We start from the raw sequence: 19,177 nt of genomic DNA on the forward strand, positions 1-19,177 counted from the left end.
CAGTTCATCATTGCCAAAATGATGAATCATAAACGACTGCCGCACATAGGCATTGCTGTTATTTTTCAGACCAATTAATGAATCCGCCATCATCTTTTGATTGCCGGATTCAATATTTCTTGCAACCATCTGGTTTAAAATCACAAAGAAAATAAGAAAAATGAGAAAAAATCCGATAAGCAGCTTCCCTCTAATGGTGTGCAGCATGTTACCCGTCCACTTGTTTCTCAAATTTGTAGCCTATGCTAAACACGGTAGTAATCAGATCACTCAGTTGCAGCTTTTTGCGCAAACGTTGAATGTGAGTATCTACAGTTCTTGTATCTCCAGCGAAATCGTAGCCCCATACCTGATCGAGCAGTTCTGTTCGGGTAAAGATTTTACCCTTGGATTGATAGAGCGTCATCATAAGATCATATTCTTTCGGGGTCAAGTCAATAAGCTCATTGTTTCTATAAACCAGACGCTCGCTTGTATTAATCGTAATTTCTCTAATTTGGATAATGGTTTCTTGTGTTTCGTTCGTGGTCCGATTCGCCTGAGCAAACCGCCGCAAAATCGTTCGAATTCTAGCAACAACTTCCCGAAGATCAAAAGGCTTCGTAATATAATCATCCGCTCCAAATTCCAAACCGAGAATTTTATCTGTAATGTCTGATTTGGCTGTAAGCATGACAATTGGAATGTTATATAGCGCGGTAACTTTTTTACAAATATCCAGACCATTCCCGTCCGGCAGCATCCAGTCCAGCAATAATAAATCTGGTTGGAACAACTCCAGCCGTCTCAGACCTTCAGCACTTGTAGCTGCTTTTTGAATGCTATACCCTTCCTTTTGCAGTCCGTATTCCAGAAGATCGGCAATTGCTGCTTCATCCTCAATCACTAATATTTTGGTCTTCTCCATCCGCCCTCCGTGTTCATTACGCCTTGGGCACCCGCGCCAGCCATTAACATTCCCAATAGCAAAGTCGGTGATGCTCGGTGAAATTATACCTCTGTAAGGTAACGTGCATGTTACGAACTTGTAAACTTTATGTGTCCAACTAAGCTGCTTTTTAGTATTTTCATCCAATTGTATTTCAATCCCGGACATAATAAAAGCACAGGTGATCAATGTAATGACATTGACTACCTATGCTTGCAACAAATATGTATTAGTTAAATGGTTTCAAATTTGACAGGTCTCATAAATAACTTCATGATCTGATCTTGCGCATCTTGCTCTTCCCAAAGGACGGCATTCACAGCCTGACAAATGGGCAATTCCACATCATACTTGGCTGACAAATGAAGCAAGGCTTTCACCGTAGCTGCTCCTTCGGCTAATTTCTCAAAGGGTTCCTGTTTGACAAAAGCTTCCCCAAATCGCCGATTATGACTATGTTTCGAAAACACGGTTGCCTCATAATCACCGAGATGACCCAATCCATATACAGTCAACTCATTCCCGCCCATTGCTTTGACTAACCGGGCTATTTCTTTCGTTCCCCTAGCCATTAATGCCCCTTTCAAGCTGGAATAGCCTAATCCGTCCAAAATGCCTGCCGCAATGCCGATCACATTTTTCGCAGCCGCACCAATTTCATTTCCTAATACATCTTCCCCATAATAAAACCGGATCGTTTCGCTTCCCAAGCTATCAACGATTAACTTCGTAATCTGACTGTTGTCCGAATCAATCACCATACAGTTCGGAATGTCCTGCACGAAATCTTGCACATGTCCGGGACCGACCCAGATGGCCACATGGACAGGCTGCTGAATTTCTTCTTTCATGACACGTGTAAGCCTTTCCCCGGTATTTCCTTCAAGACCTTTCATACACAGAACAAATGACTTGCCTGAAAGGTTTAACGAATTAAGCTGCTTAGCAAACCCTCTAAGTTCTTGAGCACTAATCGCAATAAAGATAAGTTCAGCAAATGCAACAGCTTCTTCCAAGCTATTCGTTAACTGAATCTGTTGTGGTAAAAGTAAATAATCATTTGTTCTCGTTTGCAGCAACTTCTGATAATTCCGGGAAGCCTCTCTTCCCCATAATTTCACATCATGTCCTTGTTTATTGGCATACCAGGATAAAAATGATCCCCATCTTCCGCAGCCTAATACAGTCACTTTCATTACATGCACTTCCTTTACGTCAATCTGAGGCGTGAGTACTCTCTATGTATCTCCAATAGCATTATTCGCGAAAAAAGTTGACGATCCTCTCGATGCCTATGAAAACAATAAATCCGCCGAAAGGGCGGATGAGAAGGTTGACTATTTTGGGGGCAACCACAAACGATTTGATGTGCGGCCTCCGAGAAGGGGTCTGCCTACTTGTTTTTTTCCAGGCATGCCTGTAGGAACTTTTCGCAGTGATGAAATGCCTTTAGATGGCAATGCCACAGGACCAACAGCATTTCTCGCACTCCGAATTGTGGTTAATGTGAGTGTGAAATTGGCAACCAGCAAACCGAGCCTAATTCCTCTAAAACCAACTGTTCGGCAAGTGGAACAGCCTGTGTCCCAGCACCAGCGATACGGTGTCGAAGGGACTTGTGTGAAAAATTGCCCAGCCCAGCGGCGTCCGAACGCATCTTCAGCATAGTAATAAAACGTTTGTCCGCCAACGAACCCACTCCAAACTTGTCGCGTTTGCCCAGGGTCCACTCTGTACCAACCTGTTTTGACAAAGGTCGTTGGTCGACAGAGTAAATTAAAGTATCCGAAGGAAATAAACAGCGGAGCATTCGTAGCATTTCGGAAACTGAAACCCATAGTTCGTCACTTCCTATTCCACTATAGTAATCTTACAGTTTATACTATGAGATTACTGGAATATAGAAAGGGACAAACGTTGACTCTCCTAAAATATTAGGCGAATGCCGGAGTGCTGGATCGCTGCATCGCTAACTTCACTTTCCATTTTGATCAGTTACGAGACTCTTGAAATTGTCCAATTTATAGTTCATTTTCTCAAGTGCAATGCTCATCTCAGCCATTTGCACCTCTATGTCTTCTTTGTGTTTTTGAAGAACTTGAAAGCAACCTTCATAGTCTTGATCCATATAGAACTGAATGTAGCGGTCTATTTCTTTTAACGGCATCTGTGTTCGTTTCAAGTGTGTAATGAAAATGAATCGTTCCAGATCGCCGCTCGTATACTCCCGCTGTCCGTTGCTTTTACGATGAGGAGAGGGCAAGATCCCGATTTTCTCATAATAACGTATCGTATCTATGCTCAGGCCGGTCTTCTCAGACAGCTCTGAAATTGAAAGTGTATGTTCTGTAAGTTCCATACCAAGCCTCCTTTGTAACGATTTTATCCCCTGGAGTATACTCCATGTCAACCGGAATGGCCACCTATAAAGCAATAAAGGCCGCCATTTAGCGACCTTTCACGGTTTCATGCTGCATTTCGTATTCCATATCTTTTTTTATTTTATCCGGCATTTGATCCGGCTTCGCGCCAAACCACTTCGTATACATCGTTTCGTAAGTTCCGTCTTTGCTGACAGCCTCGATGCCTTTATTCACTTTGCCGATATATTTATTGCGTTTCTTCCCAACGACGGCGTATCGCTCTTTGTTAAACATTTCTCCAACCATTTTCACTTGCCCTTGCGCTTTGTCCTGTAGAAAATCATGGGCGTTACGCTCATCGAAAATGGCGGCATCCACCGTATTGTTTTTTAATTCGTTGTAGACATCAGCGACATTGGAATAGCTCCGTATTTTTGCTCCTTGAATTTCACCTGCGTAGTTAAAAGCAGTCGATCCGTTTTTGGTGGCCACCACTTTTTGTGCTAAATCCTCCTTGCTCTTAATGACACCATTGTCGGTAGATGTCAAGACGACCAGCCCGGTTTGAAAATAAGGACTGGAGTATTCAAAATTATTCTTGCGGGCATTGCTGACCGTCATACCGGCAATCGCCAGATCAACCGCGCCAGATTTAACGCTCTTGATGAGTTCTCCATGCTCCATGGGAACGAGTTCATACTTAATGTCCGCTTTTTTCGCAATCGCTTGCCACAAATCGACCTCGAAGCCCTTCTTATCCCCGTTTTCCGTATACGTGAACGGACGGAAGTTTTGCTCAATGCCGACTTTGACCGTTTCCTGTTTCCCGCACCCTGAGGCAGCAAGCATAACCAACAGGACGGCTAACAGAGCGATGCCCCGCTTGCTTCGATTTCCAACCATAGCTTGGATACCCTCCTTCTCATAACAACGGTATTATTTGTTAATCGATGAGAGGTTATACTTGGTTATATACTTAGATCTAACGATAAGTCGGTGCGATAACTCCCCTATCAACCTCAACCTTTTTCAGCTCTATGCCATTCATCAATTCAATTCGCTCATTTCCTTTTACAGCAACATGCCACTCATGGCCATCATATGAAACGATCCCTTGTACTGTTCGAACACTCATCCCGATGAGTGATTTCAGTTTCCCTTCTCGATCCGTCACAGCTCTTAATCCATTAGGAAATTGAAGCAGAACCTTCCCATCCCGATAAACAATCGATTGATCCACCGTATTCACCAGTTCAAAAGTAACGCCGTCTACTTGGCGGCTATAGGCCGTAGTCTCAGCAATTTCTTCCCCGTGATCGACGGCGTAAGGAAGCAGTCCTGTAAACCAAAGTTCATTCTCCGGTCTAGGCATAATCCCGCATAGCCGTTCAACATAATCCAACACGCATAAAATGGCCGGTGAGTAGGTTTGCGTAAACCCCTCCTCGCCTGTCCAAGGACTAAGTGCTTGAGAGAAGCGCGTCATTTTATGAAAAGCCGCCATGATGGGATACAGCACATACGTTAGCTCTACGAATCGTCCGTGGTGCTCAAAGGCATGCGGTGCACGGATCAGGCTGAGAAAGTTGGATGGCCCTGCCCAGCTGTTATACGATGAAAAAGGATCAAACCGAGGATCATCCATCGCGATTGAAGTAAAGGGATACTTGGCAAAGAACTTACGCGTATTGAGCAGATATTTCCTCAGCGCTTGATCGAAAAATGCTTGATCGCCAACCTCACAAGCTAGCACGCGCAGAAGGATATCCGATTGAACGCGAACCAGCTCGTCATTTTTATCCCGATCATAGAAGAACTGATCCGCTTCATCAAAGCAGTATTCGAATAAGCAATTTAAGCTGGTAGCTGCTTTCTCCCGCCAAGACTCACCGCTTTCGCCTAACTCTTCTGCCATTTTCGCCAAATAAAGACGCTGACAATACACATTTGCCGTTAAATCCGGTGCAAGGAAAGGCAGAATCGGAGAATCCGGGTTATACACCCGCGGATCATTCCTATGCGGTGTGTCCGGTACATGCCAGAAGCGCGGCGACAAGTCATGTCCCGTATCGAATGTGCAGAACGCTTCGACAGTACCTGTACCGCGCGTATCACGATAAGTAGCAAGCCACTCGTCATAGCGCTGCATGGCCGTGTACATTTTACGCAGAAAGGTCTGATCCTTCCCGTTCAGCTGATAATGATTCCACACACTTCGCGCAAGCGGTGTCACTAGTTGAATTTGCCTATACGATGGACCCGTCTCGGTCAGTTTATACGGAATTAAGCCATCTTCGCGTTGATGGTCGGCGAACATTTCATACGTCGTTTCCGATACGGACGGTAGAAAGCGTGAAAGCAGCTCGGCATTAATAGTCCCCGTACTTTCCAGCCAACAACCTAAATAGATGCCGCCTTCATGTAAAATCGGTTTGTCGCCGAGGGTTGGCACCACGCAATCTAACAGCTTGCGCAGCGCCTCGTAGTAGACACTCTCAATTTTATCGGAGGATGCGGCAAATTTCACGCCATGCTGCATCCACTCTTTCACGACTTGAACATCGGAAGCTTTTTTCAGCTCACCGACCTTGTCCTCTGTCTGAATCCCGCGAAGTTTCTTAAGCACATCTTCTTTCATATGTTATAGCCTCTTTTCTTGTCTCAATGAAAGAAAGACTGCCAGTGGCAGTCTTTTCTCCCGCAAGCGGATTCCTTATTTGTTATTGTTGAAAATTTTGACCGTACCGGTGTAGAAATCGGCCACGCCTTTTTTCACATCTTTTTTACCAAACCCGATTTCCTGGACAGTTGTCTCAATTAGTTTCGTATATTCCGTGTTGCCAGGAGGGTTGTAGCTCACCGCGAATGGTTCTTTGTTCGTTGCTGCAGAGACACGGCTCGTATAATCATAGATGACTTGATCAACGGGATTCGCATCCTTCTTCAACAGCTCACGCATTTTGGATGTAACAGGAACACCACGGTCATTGCCCAAAATTTTCGCCGCATCTGGATCATTAATCCAGTAGTTCATCAGCATTGCCACTTCTTTCGGATGCTTCGTTTTGGCATAACCGGACAAGCCTTGGCTCGATTCGAATACGACACCGGTACCTTTCGGTCCACGAGGCAGTTGAACTAACTCCAGCTTATCCGGAATCAAATTCTGATGAGCGCCAAGCTGATTGGAAGCAAGTAAGCTCATCGCCACTTTGCCGGTAACCACAAGTGATTTGCTCGTATCCGACGGAGGATTAGACACTTGCAGCGCCGGTGTAACAACGCCGCCAGCTTTAGTCATCGCATCCCATAAGCCGAACCACTCTTCCGCGTCCTGCTGCTCAAAACCAAGCTTCGCGTTATCCATGTCGTAAAGCATCTTGCCTCTTTGCTTCAAGTAGATATCCATGCCATCGACAGTGAAATTGTACGTACCGAATACGTCTTTACCCAGCTTATCCGAAATTTCTTTGCTCGTTTTTCCAAATTCTTCCCATGTCCAACCGTCTTTTGGAACGGGGATTCCAGCTTTTTTGAACAACTCCGTATTGACAACGATCCCCCTTGCGTTCGCACCGGCAGAGACATGTAGAAGCTTGCCTTTAAATGTCCCATACTGAATCATGGATTTATCCATATCGCTAAGGTCAAGTTCTTTCCCTACATAAGGGTCCATCTCCAGCAAAACGTTTTTATTGGCGTAATCAACGACGTTCCCGCCAAGGAAAAACGCATCAGGTGCTGTGCCGGAAGCAAGCTGCGTGTTGAGCTTATCAAAGTAACCGGAGCTTGGCGCGAACTCACCGACAATTTTGATATTCGGATTTTTCTCTTCGAACTTGCGCAGCGCCTCATTCGTGCGATCGGCCCGTTTTTGATCGCCCCACCACATCAGCCTGAGTTCAACTGGTTCTGCTTTTGCAGCTCCACTTGCCGCGCTTGCCGCCGGCGCATTTGTTGTGCCGCTGCTTGTACCTGTGCCTGTTCCTGAGGAACAAGCCGTTGTCACGGCCATCAACATGGTCAACGTTGTCATGATCAACTGTTTTTTCATAGAAAATTCCCCCTGCTTTTCGTGTTATGATCGTTGATACCCTGATCGTAAAGCATTTTCAACGTACATAGAATGTCATTTCTTCGGGTGTTGACTACTCAATTTTTCGGGTTATTTCAAACCCGTAGTCGCTATGCCTTCCAAGAAATATTTCTGGAAGGATAGAAAAATCGTCATGATCGGCACCAGTGAAAGCACAGACATTGCAAGCAGCGCACCCCAATCCGATTCTCCGGAAGGATCAAACAAGGAGCGGATGCCAAGTTGAACGGTAAACAATTTGATGTTGTTCAAATAAATCATTTGCGAAAAGAAGTCGTCCCACGTCCAGATAAAAGTGAAAATAGCGGTTGTGATTAAGGCAGGCACCAACAGCGGCATCATAATCCGAAAATAGATTTGACCTTGTCCGCAGCCGTCAATCGTTGCACTCTCATCCAGCTCTTTCGGGATACCACGAATGAACTGCACCATAAGCAGGATGAAGAAAGAATCGTGAGCCAGCCATTTGGGTACGATCAACGGCAAGTACGTGTTAATCCATTCAAATTTGTTATATATAATGTACTGCGGGACCAAAGTGACATGGTAAGGAAGCATAATCGTCACCAACATAAGGCTAAACCAGAGCTTTTTGAATCTGAATTCCAATCGGGCAAAAGCATAAGCAGCAAATGAGCACGTAATAATGTTTCCAAGCACTGAAAGCACCGAAATTTGTGCGGAATTCAGGAAAAATCGGCCAAACGTCGTACCCTGCAGCCCTTTCCAGCCGTTGATATAATTATCGAATGTAAATGTTGATGGCCATAGGCTTGTATTTGAGAAAATGAGCTGATTCGGCTTAAACGACGCGCTGAGCAGCCACAAGACGGGATACAGCATTAGCAAGCCAAAAGCGATAATCAACAAATGTTTAAGTAGTTTTGTATAGTTCGCGTTCACAATCATTGCATCATCCCCTTTCATCCTTGCCATCGCCGTAAAATACCCAATACTTTGAGGTCAGGAACACAACGGCCGTTAATACGCCAATCACAACAACCATGATCCAAGCAAGCGCTGATGCATACCCCATATCGAAGAATGCAAATCCTTTTAAATACAGATACAGCGTATAAAATAGGGTTGAGTTAACCGGGCCCCCGCGCCCGTCACCGATCACGTAACCAGGCGTAAACACCTGGAACGAATTAATAATACTCATGACGAGGTTAAAAAAGATAACCGGCGACAACAGAGGCAGTGTAATCTGAAAAAACTGCCTGATCTTCCCTGCACCATCCACTTGCGAAGCTTCATACAGATCAGCGGGCACTTGCTTCAGTCCTGCCAAAAAGATCACCATCGCAGATCCAAACTGCCACACGGACAATGTAATGATCGTGGATAAAATATAGTCCGGATGTGCGACCCAAGCCGGTCCCTCAATGCCAAACAAACTCAAAAATTGGTTGAACAATCCGTCTCCGTCGAATATTTTACGCCAAACGATGGCAATCGCAACGCTTCCTCCGAGCAACGACGGGATGTAGTAGACAGTTCGGTATACGCCTAGCGCCCGAATTCCTTTATTCAGCGCCATTGCCACCATTAAGGCAAATATCAATCGAAGAGGCACGGACAGCAAGGCATATTGGAACGTTAGCCCCATTGAGTGCAGAAAGGAGTCGTCTTCCTTGAAGATTTGCACATAATTGTCCAGTCCTAGCCACCGGGGGCTGTTCAGTAAATTGAATTTCGTGAACGAAAGATACAGCGAGCCCAGCATTGGCCCTAAAGTCAGACAGAAAAATCCGATCAGCCATGGCAATAAAAATAAATAAGCCGTACGATTTTGCCTCGAAAGGGCGGATTTTCGTAGAGATGACATGAGCGCCCTCCTCCTTCATGATCGTTTCGGGGGACGATGTGCCCCCATTAGGATCATCATAAGGATTTACGGCGCTCCTTTGAATGCTATTTCTTCGGTTGTTGATTATCAAATTTTTCAGGTGATTTGAGGCGTACTCGATAATCGGATGGCGAAACCCCGTACATCCGCTTAAATTTTGAACTAAAATAACTCGCATTCGAAAAGCCCGTCAGCTCTGCAATGTCCCACAGACTGAGCATCGTTTCCTCCAGCAGCTGTACAGCCTTCGCCATCCGCACATCCGTAATGTATTGAATAAATGTTTTACCGGCTTTGGCTTTGAACATTTCGGAGAAATAGGAGGAATTATAATTAAAACGTTCGGCTAACATCGTTAAATTCAGATCGTACATATAATTGTCTTGAATAAATTGCTCGGCAGCCTGAATCATGGAATGATCGGCATCCAGAGAGTCCTTTTCCGGCCCAGCCATGATTTTCACAGCCAGTTTATTCAGAAATTGCTGAGCCTTGGCGGTCGTATCAAAGCCCCACACCTGCTCGGGACGGAGCCACAATTGTTCACTGCTCTCTAAGGCTATGCCGGCCGTAAAGGCCATCGTATCCAGCATCAGATATAGCTGAAAAATAAGTTTTACAAATCGTGCTTGCGAAGCGGCAAAAGAGGCACTCAATTCTTTGTAAACCGCTTGCTCAAACGCGACCAAATCGCCTCGCGTCACATAACGCTGCAGCACCTTCGTCGTTTCCTCGGAAAGAACGGCCTCCATGGCGCCATGCTGAATGACATTCGAACCATCATTACCTTTCAAATTCCAAGCCAATAGCGCTGATAAATAGCCATCCTTCCATTGCCTTAGGCCAGTCACCGTCTGACCTGTACCAATCGCAGGCTCGTATCCCAAATGTTCTGTTACTGCATGACGAAGGTTCTGTATGAAAGATTCGAGTTCCCCCTCTTCAGTGGCGGTTACGAAATGCATCAATCCTGCATAATTCGCATCCCGAAACACATGAAACAACCCTTTTGAATTCTCTGCCGCCTCTCTACACAGCATTTCGAAAGGCAACCGCAATTTGTCAGGTGAACGTTCCTGCTGCGTAGTATGACGCTCGATCAAACCCGACGTAACGAATCGCACTTGACGGCTTTCCCATGCATCCAGTTGAAACCACTTGGCTCTTTCCCGCAGTACAGACTCCCGTTCCACCTCTTCTTTGACAAGATGAACAAGAAAATGCTCTTTCATTTCCTTATAATATTGCGAGAGCCGCCACTGCATCATGGCTTGTTGGTCACGTTCATTCCTTAGCCCATCCAACTCCTGAACGATTTTGCCCAGCGTTTCAGTCAGTTCATCTTGAGTCACAGGCTTGAGCAAATAATTCCTTGCCTGATTGCGAATCGCCGCTTTGGCATATTGAAAATCCTCATAACCCGTAATAACAATCAACCGCAAAGCGGGATACTGTTCGTAGCAAGCTTCCAAAAAGGACACGCCGTTCATGACGGGCATATTCATATCCGTGATGATCACATCAGCCGGATGCTGTGACAGCCACTCCATGGCTTCAGCTCCATTGCCTGCTTCACCTGCAACGTTCAATCCTAAGCGTTCCCAGTCGACCTTGAGCTTCAAACCAAGGCGAATTTCCGGTTCATCATCGACAATAAGCACACTATACATCCAGGCTCCCTCCTTGAATAGGCAAAATCAGTGAAATACTTGTGCCTGCGAGCTCACCCGGCGTAATTTCAAAATCGAACAAATTACCGTAGTAGAGCTGACATCTGGCCAAAACATTGCGCAAACCGATCTGTTCCGACCTAGTTTTCAAAATATGCTCAAAATGAGAAGTCAACGACTCTGCGCGCAGCTGCTGATACAAGTCCAACGTGATTCCTGTGCCGTTATCAGCAACGGTGAGTATTAAACGCTGATCTTCACGCCGTACTCTAACAATAACCTTTGCTTCAGCCTGCTCTTTAAAGCTGTATTTTACAGCGTTTTCAATCAGCGGTTGCAAAATGAACTTGGGAATGACACATGAACGAAGCAACTCATCTTCTTCTAACGAGAGATTCAGCCTATCGGCAAATCGAATTTGTAAAATGGACGCATAATGGCGGACATATTTCAGTTCTTCTTCAAGTGGTGTTAAATCGTTGCTGATTTTCAAGGAAAAACGCATCATTTTCCCCAAAGCTTCGATGACTTTCACTGTATCTTGTGTACGATGCTGCATAGCCAAACTGCTTAATAACTCGAGCGTATTAAATAAAAAATGCGGATTAATCTGCATCAATAAAGCTTTATATTCCGCCTGCTGTTTTAACAGCTTCAGCTCAAATTCTGTTTTGATATGATACCTAAGCCGACTGACCATGTTTCTAAACGTTGCCGTTACGTAACTGACTTCATTGCGCACCTTTTCATCAGCAGGGATTCGATTCTCGGCGCCGTCAAAATCGCCCATCTGCACATAACGCATCCCGGATGCCAGCCGTGAGAGCGGTTTCGAAATGCCGTGCGAAAGCCAAATCGCCGCTGCAATTGCCCCTACCAATAGCAAGGAACCAAAAATCAAGAGACTTGTGCGCAGCTTGTACAAATTGCCGTACAAATCAACTTCAGGCACAATGCCAACCAGCAGCCAATTGTTAAGCTTCAGCTTTTTATAGACCATAATATCCTTTGCGCCAGCTTCATTTTCCAGATAAATGACACCGTTCTGCTGCGTACTGTTGCGGATTGCCTCCATTTGATTCGCTGCCTCGGGGTGAGAGTCGTATTCATGTTGTCCGAGAACGGAATCACCTTGACCATCCAGCAGGAAAATCGTACCTTTTTCGCCTAAATGAATCCGACTTAGCGGTTCTAAAAAAAATTGAGAGCTGACATTAATTTTCATCATATTTTTGGATTGCAAAGGCTCGAATGTGCCGATTGGCAGCAATAAACTGAGTACGTCAAACGTTTTCGAACGATTCAGTTCAATTGGATCTTTATGAGCAGAGACCCATTGAATGCCTCTTGTCTTAAAGCGATCGTACCACGCCTCGTTCTTGAACGATGAATCATTCATCATTTGATTGTCCGCTGTGATCCACAGACCCTCCTGCCGATACACCGTCACCGACGAAACAATCGAATAATTATTGGTGGTTTGTGTTAGAAACTGACTGAGATTAATGTTGGCCAGCATCTTTTCACCTGCCGGCAATGCAGGATCTGACAGGGTATTGTCCCAGTTTTTCACCGTCGAGCTGTTAAAAACAATCGATGAAACATCGTAGATTTGAACCAACGCCATGTTAACGAATGACCCGTATTCGTCCATTTTTTCAAAAGCGGACGATTCGATATAGGACCGTATAATGGATCGTGACTCCGTAAAAAACAAGTACGACATCGTCCCGAACGAGACGAACAATAAGACGACGAAAAACACGATCAATCGGTTTTTTAGCGAGTAGAACATGTAAGGCCCCCTCTAGCTAGTTATGGCATCTTTAATTACATTCCATATAACGCCTTCGGGCAGCTTGTTGTCAACTGCTAAAATCGTTGCAAATAAAAAAATGCCGCATCAACGGCGACATTTCGTTCCTTCATTTGCTGACTTTATTCCTCCGCAGCCACTTCATTTTCTCCATTCAACTGGTCCGCATAAGCCCGAATCAAATCGTAATCATGATTGGTTGCGGCGTCTTCCACTTGCTCATCCGCTTGAAATTGCACCCATTTCTCGTTATCAATCTGCATGCTACCAACCCCCTCATGTTGTTGAAATTAGAATTTCCTATCCGGGAATTGTTATCCTCTCCACAATAAAAGTATTCCTTCTACTAGCTGTATGACGACACGTATACTAGAAAAGGAAGAACTCTGAAGGGAGATATGGCTAATGATTGTAGCAGAACAAATTTATCAATCTTATGGGATGGATAAAGACACATTTATCACCTTTATGAAAGAACGAAGTCTGCATACAGCTATTCACTCGCTTGGCATCGACTTCGTGGAATTGGCGCCTGATCGGGTGGTCATGTCTATGCCGGTCGGACCTAGCACCCATCAGCCTGCTGGAATCCTGCATGGCGGAGCTTCGGTTCTACTCGCGGAAACAGCCGCTTCCATTGCCTCAGAGATTAATATCGTCGACAAAGAAAAATATGCGGCCGTCGGGCTAGAAATCAATGCGAATCATCTTAAAAGCAAACGAGATGGCATGGTAACAGCAGTTGCCACGCCTATACACAAAGGCCGGAAAACGATGGTTTGGGATATTCGCATCTCCGATGAGAAGTGTCAACTGATTTGTATTTCACGTTGTACGGTCGCTATAATTGAAAAAAAATAACAAACACCTTCATGGATGATGAAGATCCTTAGTAACCATTTCTAAAAGCTCCGAGAAAGTCAGGGTACCGTTCTAAAGGGAACTGGTGTCCTCTATTTCGATGGAAACGAGCCATTTCCATTCTGAACGGAACTGGCGGGTCTTATTTCTCTTACGATGGCGTTTTTTTCAAGTGAATCGGCAAAATAGAGGACTGTAGTTCCCCTCACGCGTGCAAATTGTGCTTTTTGCTTGGAATAGAGGACTGTAGTTCTCTTCGCGTCCTGAAGAAACCATTTTGCAAACAAAAACGGCCCAGACAATGTGTCTAGGGCTGTTTATTCATCGTTATGTAATCTTACTCTTCTGCATATATCATTTTTACCGTCATCCCGCCGTCAATGGTTAGATTCTGGCCCGTAATGAAACCGGCTTTCTCGTCGGCCAGGTAGAGACAAGCAGCGGCGATATCCTCTGGTTTGCCTACTCTGCCTACTGGATGTTGTTTTTTATCCACTTCGGAATGAACAATGCTGCCTTGTGCAGCCTGATAGTGCCAATCCCGAACCTCAATCCATCCGGGAGAAATGGCATTAACACGAATACCATATTCGCCCAAGCTTATAGCCATCGCATGCGTCAGAGCAGAGATGCCGCCTTTTGAAGCCGAATACGCCTCCGTGTTTGGTTCTGACATAAACGCGCGTGTCGATGAAATATTAATGATGGCTCCGCCTTGCCCCTTCTCCTTCATCACACGCGCCGCGGCTTGCGAACATAGAAAAGCTCCGCCTAAATTCACGGAGATGACCCTTAGGAACTGTTCACTCGTGAGATCAAGTACATCCGCATTATGCATAATCCCTGCATTATTAACAAGAACATCAATCCCGCCTAAGTCAGAGACCGTGCGCTCCATCCACTGCCTAACTTCGTCTTCCTTCGAAACATCAACCTTCGTGAAAACGACATGGTCTGTATAGGAATTCAATAATTTGACTGTATCCAAACCTGCATCTTCATGAATATCCGCTATGGAAACACCGAATCCTGCTTGAGCAAAGGCAAGCGCGATTGCACGTCCAATGCCATGCCCACCACCTGTGACTGCTGCTACTTTTCGCATACTCATCACCTCAACTGATTTTTCATTATTTTACCATAATTGATTGAATCAAACATGCGTACCTCAATGCAATGGACTAGAAAGAGAAGGATGTTGAGCAAGTGACATGGAATTACTTCCCTGAACGATCAAATCCTTTATTTGGAGTGCTGCTCAAATATGACAAGCTATATGACTGATTTTAAAACGTTTATTGCACGCGATGGTGCCAAATTACCTTACCGACAATTCGAAGGGCCCTCCGATATTGTGCTCATTTTTTTACATGGCATTACAGAACCCAGCCTTTATTTACGTGAATTTGGTCAATATATTTCTGAACATAATCTGGCAACTGTCATCTTACCCGATTTACGCGGTTATGGCGAAAATCCCCTTCGCCGAGGCGACATCGATTATATCGGACAGCTGGACGATGACATCGAAGATTTATTCCACCACATCCAAAGTCGTTATCCGGATGCAACCATCATCTTCGGCGGTCATTCTGCAGGAGGAGCTACGGCTCTGAGACAAACAATCCGCCCGATTCACGCGAATATTCATGCCTACTTGCTAATTTCTTCTGCACTTAGTCCCAACTCTCCACTTGCTCGCAAGGACGGCAACAACAATGAATCCACAGTAAGCATTCCAAAATATGCCTTATTGATGGGACTCAATGCAATTGGCATCACCAGGTATAACCATACCGTCGTCTATCGGAGACTCACGCCTCAGGATAAACTGCATGGCACTGAAACTTGCCAGCTAAGCTATCGATTGGCTGTATCCCGCATGTTAGATAATAAGTACGAGAACTATTTGCGCCAATTAAACCCATCTACTTTCGTTCTCGTTGGGGAAGAAGATGAAGTCTTTGATGCCCATGCCTATGAACCTCTGTACAGCAAATATACACCTGCCAAAGTTCGCATTCTAGCTGGCCATAACCATGACAGGATCGTGAAATCGGAGGAAGCTCTATCTATTGTAGGCGAGTGGCTGCAAACCGTTCGAGCGAACAATGCCTGAAAACTCACAAATCAAAAAAATGACTTGAAGTTCCAGTAGGAATTCAAGTCATTTCGATTTATATTGCCTGTTAGTTATAAGTGATTTTCAAACCTAATTCAGCAGCACGGTTAAGTGCCCCTTCAGAGAATTTAGGTTTCTTATATTTTTGTTCAAATTCTTCTTTGTCTAGCGGAATCCACTTAAAATCTCTATTCTGATAGATCCACGTCTTCGTTCCCCAATCCACGTGGATGGTCCGATTTGTTACTTTTTTGACGACGCCGATTTCAACAATAAAACCGGTTTTACCGAATAATTTGGCACAGTATTTGTTCAGCATTTCGCTCACGATGACTCCCCATTTCTCTATTCCTTGCTCTATTCTCTTATAAAATGCGCGTTAATGCAACCAGGGCAAGTCCCTCTTAACACAAAGAAGGCACCAATCACGGTGCCCAACTTGCTTCAACGTTTACGCTAAAATTGAATTGGATCGGAGAGAATGAAGGATTGCCGCTGCAATTTCAACCGAATTATCCTGATCTTGATACTCTTCGCCGAATGAAGCGCGAAACAACTGATTGATGGTTTGGCTAAAGCTCAGCACGTCTAAATCTGAAACGTGTTTCGTTATATAAATCGTTAGCGTACGCGCTTCACCTTCATATTCGTCTTCAAGACCATGCATGTCCAGCAGCCCGATAGGATCCCATACATCCAAGTGGTGTTTGACGATCTCCATAATAGGTGATGGATCATAGGGTAGCGAGTTCAAATACGCATTTTCTTTGACAATCTCTCTTCGAATACTCCACATCATATAATTCATTTTTGTTTGCTCGGATACCGCTCTAAACTTCAATGGATAAGCCTCCTTTATTGGACGCTCTCTTGCTTCTCTGTCATCAACTTGTCAGACGCTGTCATCAGTTTGGCAGATCGTTCAATTATCGCCCCATTGAAGTTTAGCATTTTCCCTGTCCCTTGAGCAATACAAGCCATCGGATGTTCCGCAAGATACACGGGTACACCTAATTCTTGCTGAAGGCGCTTGTCCAGCCCTTCCAGTAAAGCGCCGCCACCGCAAAGCAGGATGCCCTGCTCCATAACGTCGCCAGCGAGCTCAGGAGGGCATTTCTCCATGGCAAGCCGTATGCACTCCACAATTGAAATCATAAAATCATCGAAAATTTCATAAATCTCCGTTGAAGAGATCGTAATGCTGCGTGGCAATCCTTCCATCAAGTCACGCCCCCGGATGTCCATCGTGATTTCCTTCACAGGTTTCACGACAGTGGCGACGTTCTTCTTGATTTCCTCTGCCGTTCGCTCACCAATAACCATATTGTAGGCACGTTTCACATACTCAATAATATCTTGGTCAATCGACATGCCTCCACGGCGAATTGCTTCACTTACGACAATGCCGCCAAGAGAGATAATCGCAACTTGGCTTGTTCCTCCACCAATGTCAAGAACCATGCTGCCTATCGGTTCTTCGACAGGAAGCCCAGCTCCCATCGCTGCGGCCAGCGGCTCTTCTACCGTTGTTGACCGCCTCGCGCCTTTATGAACGATCATCTCTTCAACAGCCCGCTTTTGCACATTCGTAATGCCGCATGGAACGGAAATCAAAACGTGAAAACTGCGGAACCAATTGTAGCCTTTTCTAATTTTGCCAATAAAATATTTAAGCATCGCTAAGGTCATATCAAAATTAGCAATGACGCCATCTTTTAACGGATAAATGACCTCCACATTAGCTGGAGTTCTCCCAATCATATCATAGGCTTCTTGGCCAATGGCTTTGATTTCCCCTGTATCTGTTTGAATGGCGACTACGGACGGCTCTTGTAGAACAATACCTTTTTTTTGCTGGTAAATTAGCGTATTACAGGTGCCCAAATCTACACCAAACAGTTCTTCCAATCTCTTTAACATGACTCGCTCCTTCTCGCTGTTTATTAGACGATGCCCCTAGTAGCGTGTGTATTTAAAATGATTATGACTAACTGCATCTGTATACTTGTTCGCATTGCCATGCCATTCTACGGGGGTATACCAGTAAACCCCAATCATTCCCAAGACCAACAAACCGGCAAATCCATCCTACTTATTCTGAATCAATCCGATTCCATTACCTACGGGATCAACTAAATAAGCTAGATAGAAGTTATCAAACTCCATCTTCTCTCTAACAACTTGCGCTCCCATATCCACAGAGTTCTGTATAGCTTCATCTATGTCATCAACTTGAATTTGAATTCTAATACCATGAGGATAATCGCTTGGTCCCTTAGAAATTCCGCCATGAATGCCAGGCTTGTCCTCATTTCCTGTTGTCACTGGAAGGTAACCCCAACTGGATGCGCCGATTTCCCAACCAAAAACAGTAGAATAAAAACTCGCCGCACGTTCAGGATCTTGACTATTCATTTCAAATAAGACAACTCGTCCCATTTCACTCATCCCCTTAATTTGGAATTATTAACCACATAATACCAAACATTTGTTCTCATGTAAACACTAAATAACATTACAGGAACTACATAGTCGAAACGCTCCATTTCAGCGCAAAAAACCTGTAGTTCCCTCCCAACTTGGTTTGCCGCACACCTCTGTCCACCACACTCATTCTTGATAAGAGTAAAATCCCTGCCCCGATTTACGTCCTAATCGACCCGCTTTCACATATTTACGCAGCAGCGGACAAGGCCGGTACTTGGAATCTTTAAAACCGTCATAGAGAATTTCCATGATCGAAAGACACGTATCCAGTCCAATGAAATCCGCTAGCTCCAGCGGTCCCATCGGATGATTCATGCCGAGTTTCATCACTTTATCCACGGATTCAATAGAGGCTACACCTTCATATACGGTGAAAATGGCTTCATTAATCATCGGCATCAAGATCCGATTAGAGACAAAGCCAGGGAAATCATTCACTTCAACCGGTGTTTTTCCCATACGCTGACTCAGCCCGTAAACCACCTCGAACACTTCCTGCGACGTCTCCAACCCTCGAATCACTTCTACGAGAGGCATAACCGGCACTGGATTCATAAAATGCATCCCGATAATTTTCTCCGGACGTCCCGTAACAGCTGCAATTTCCGAAATAGGAAGTGATGACGTATTCGTCGCCAGAATCGTATGAGGCGGGCAAAGACTATCCAGCCTATGGAACAGCAAGGCCTTCAACGCCATATTTTCTGAAATGGCTTCGATCACAAAATCTGCTTGCTCCGCATGCTCTACAAACTCAGTTGGTCGTATGCGGCTTACGATCTCCGCCATGCTTTCAGGTGTCAGTTTGCCTTTCTCCACATTTCGGCTTAACTGCTTACTGATCGCCTGCATGCCCCTGTTCAGAAATTCCGGGGATGTGTCGTGCAGCAGCACCTGGAAACCTGAAACAGAAGCCACCTGTGCGATCCCGCTTCCCATTTGTCCAGCGCCAATGACCATGATGGTCTGTATGTTCATAGCT

Annotated in this window: 20 protein-coding genes; 2 read left to right on the forward strand and 18 right to left on the reverse strand. The window is 45.0% G+C overall.

The window, feature by feature from the left end; all coding sequences use genetic code 11:
• Positions 1-208: 208 nt before the first annotated feature.
• From GON05_RS35830 to GON05_RS35885, 12 genes are all read right to left on the reverse strand, one after another.
• Positions 209-907: a response regulator transcription factor gene (locus GON05_RS35830; RefSeq protein ID WP_157326265.1), complete on the reverse strand. Its 699-nt coding sequence runs from the start codon at positions 905-907 to the stop codon at positions 209-211.
• Positions 908-1,161: 254 nt separating this feature from the next.
• Positions 1,162-2,124 carry an NAD(P)H-dependent glycerol-3-phosphate dehydrogenase gene (locus GON05_RS35835; RefSeq protein WP_157326266.1) on the reverse strand — a complete coding sequence of 321 codons (963 nt, stop codon included), beginning with the start codon at positions 2,122-2,124 and terminating at the stop codon, positions 1,162-1,164.
• Between the two features lie 141 nt (positions 2,125-2,265).
• The gene (locus GON05_RS35840) at positions 2,266-2,766 is read right to left on the reverse strand and encodes a DUF1036 domain-containing protein (RefSeq protein WP_157326267.1); all 501 of its coding nucleotides are present in this window, start codon (positions 2,764-2,766) and stop codon (positions 2,266-2,268) included.
• Positions 2,767-2,903: 137 nt separating this feature from the next.
• Positions 2,904-3,287 carry a MerR family transcriptional regulator gene (locus tag GON05_RS35845; protein ID WP_157326268.1) on the reverse strand — a complete coding sequence of 128 codons (384 nt, stop codon included), beginning with the start codon at positions 3,285-3,287 and terminating at the stop codon, positions 2,904-2,906.
• Between the two features lie 88 nt (positions 3,288-3,375).
• Positions 3,376-4,194, reverse strand: coding sequence for a substrate-binding periplasmic protein (locus tag GON05_RS35850; RefSeq protein ID WP_157326269.1), 819 nt, complete (start codon positions 4,192-4,194; stop codon positions 3,376-3,378).
• Positions 4,195-4,273: 79 nt separating this feature from the next.
• On the reverse strand, positions 4,274-5,929 hold the full coding sequence (locus tag GON05_RS35855) for an MGH1-like glycoside hydrolase domain-containing protein (protein ID WP_157326270.1): 1,656 nt from the start codon (positions 5,927-5,929) through the stop codon (positions 4,274-4,276).
• A gap of 75 nt (positions 5,930-6,004) precedes the next feature.
• On the reverse strand, positions 6,005-7,345 hold the full coding sequence (locus tag GON05_RS35860; RefSeq protein ID WP_157326271.1) for an ABC transporter substrate-binding protein: 1,341 nt from the start codon (positions 7,343-7,345) through the stop codon (positions 6,005-6,007).
• Between the two features lie 111 nt (positions 7,346-7,456).
• Positions 7,457-8,296: a carbohydrate ABC transporter permease gene (locus GON05_RS35865; protein WP_157326668.1), complete on the reverse strand. Its 840-nt coding sequence runs from the start codon at positions 8,294-8,296 to the stop codon at positions 7,457-7,459.
• Between the two features lie 4 nt (positions 8,297-8,300).
• Positions 8,301-9,218 (reverse strand): carbohydrate ABC transporter permease, encoded by a 918-nt coding sequence (locus tag GON05_RS35870; protein WP_157326272.1) that lies wholly within the window; start codon positions 9,216-9,218, stop codon positions 8,301-8,303.
• 86 nt (positions 9,219-9,304) lie between these two features.
• Complete coding sequence (locus tag GON05_RS35875; protein WP_157326273.1) at positions 9,305-10,909, reverse strand: response regulator transcription factor; 1,605 nt, start codon at positions 10,907-10,909, stop codon at positions 9,305-9,307.
• A complete protein-coding gene (locus GON05_RS35880; protein WP_157326274.1) occupies positions 10,902-12,704 on the reverse strand; it encodes a sensor histidine kinase in 1,803 nt (600 codons plus the stop codon). Before GON05_RS35880 ends, GON05_RS35875 begins: the two co-directional genes overlap by 8 nt.
• A 143-nt stretch (positions 12,705-12,847) precedes the next feature.
• Positions 12,848-12,988: a hypothetical protein gene (locus GON05_RS35885; protein ID WP_157326275.1), complete on the reverse strand. Its 141-nt coding sequence runs from the start codon at positions 12,986-12,988 to the stop codon at positions 12,848-12,850.
• Positions 12,989-13,193: 205 nt separating this feature from the next.
• On the opposite strand from GON05_RS35885, the gene GON05_RS35890 reads away from it, so the two are divergent.
• Positions 13,194-13,586: a PaaI family thioesterase gene (locus tag GON05_RS35890; RefSeq protein ID WP_246239781.1), complete on the forward strand. Its 393-nt coding sequence runs from the start codon at positions 13,194-13,196 to the stop codon at positions 13,584-13,586.
• 337 nt (positions 13,587-13,923) lie between these two features.
• Here the strand turns inward: GON05_RS35890 and GON05_RS35895 are convergent, their stop codons facing one another.
• Entirely contained in the window at positions 13,924-14,691 is a 768-nt protein-coding gene (locus GON05_RS35895) for a glucose 1-dehydrogenase (RefSeq protein WP_157326276.1), read from the reverse strand.
• A gap of 159 nt (positions 14,692-14,850) precedes the next feature.
• On the opposite strand from GON05_RS35895, the gene GON05_RS35900 reads away from it, so the two are divergent.
• Entirely contained in the window at positions 14,851-15,705 is an 855-nt protein-coding gene (locus GON05_RS35900; RefSeq protein WP_157326277.1) for an alpha/beta hydrolase, read from the forward strand.
• A 70-nt stretch (positions 15,706-15,775) separates the two neighbouring features.
• On the opposite strand, the gene GON05_RS35905 is transcribed toward GON05_RS35900, so the two are convergent.
• The 5 genes from GON05_RS35905 to GON05_RS35925 form a co-directional block, all read right to left on the reverse strand.
• Positions 15,776-16,036 (reverse strand): hypothetical protein, encoded by a 261-nt coding sequence (locus tag GON05_RS35905; protein WP_157326278.1) that lies wholly within the window; start codon positions 16,034-16,036, stop codon positions 15,776-15,778.
• A gap of 123 nt (positions 16,037-16,159) precedes the next feature.
• A complete protein-coding gene (locus tag GON05_RS35910) occupies positions 16,160-16,549 on the reverse strand; it encodes a hypothetical protein (RefSeq protein ID WP_157326279.1) in 390 nt (129 codons plus the stop codon).
• Between the two features lie 14 nt (positions 16,550-16,563).
• The gene (gene mreB / locus GON05_RS35915) at positions 16,564-17,628 is read right to left on the reverse strand and encodes a rod shape-determining protein (protein WP_157326280.1); all 1,065 of its coding nucleotides are present in this window, start codon (positions 17,626-17,628) and stop codon (positions 16,564-16,566) included.
• A 168-nt stretch (positions 17,629-17,796) separates the two neighbouring features.
• Positions 17,797-18,147 (reverse strand): VOC family protein, encoded by a 351-nt coding sequence (locus GON05_RS35920; protein ID WP_157326281.1) that lies wholly within the window; start codon positions 18,145-18,147, stop codon positions 17,797-17,799.
• A 171-nt stretch (positions 18,148-18,318) separates the two neighbouring features.
• Positions 18,319-19,173: a 3-hydroxybutyryl-CoA dehydrogenase gene (locus GON05_RS35925; protein ID WP_157326282.1), complete on the reverse strand. Its 855-nt coding sequence runs from the start codon at positions 19,171-19,173 to the stop codon at positions 18,319-18,321.
• Positions 19,174-19,177 lie beyond the last annotated feature (4 nt).

Origin of the sequence: Paenibacillus anseongensis (assembly GCF_009757995.1) — a bacterium.
Classification (GTDB): Bacteria; Bacillota; Bacilli; order Paenibacillales; family NBRC-103111; genus Paenibacillus_E; species Paenibacillus_E chondroitinus.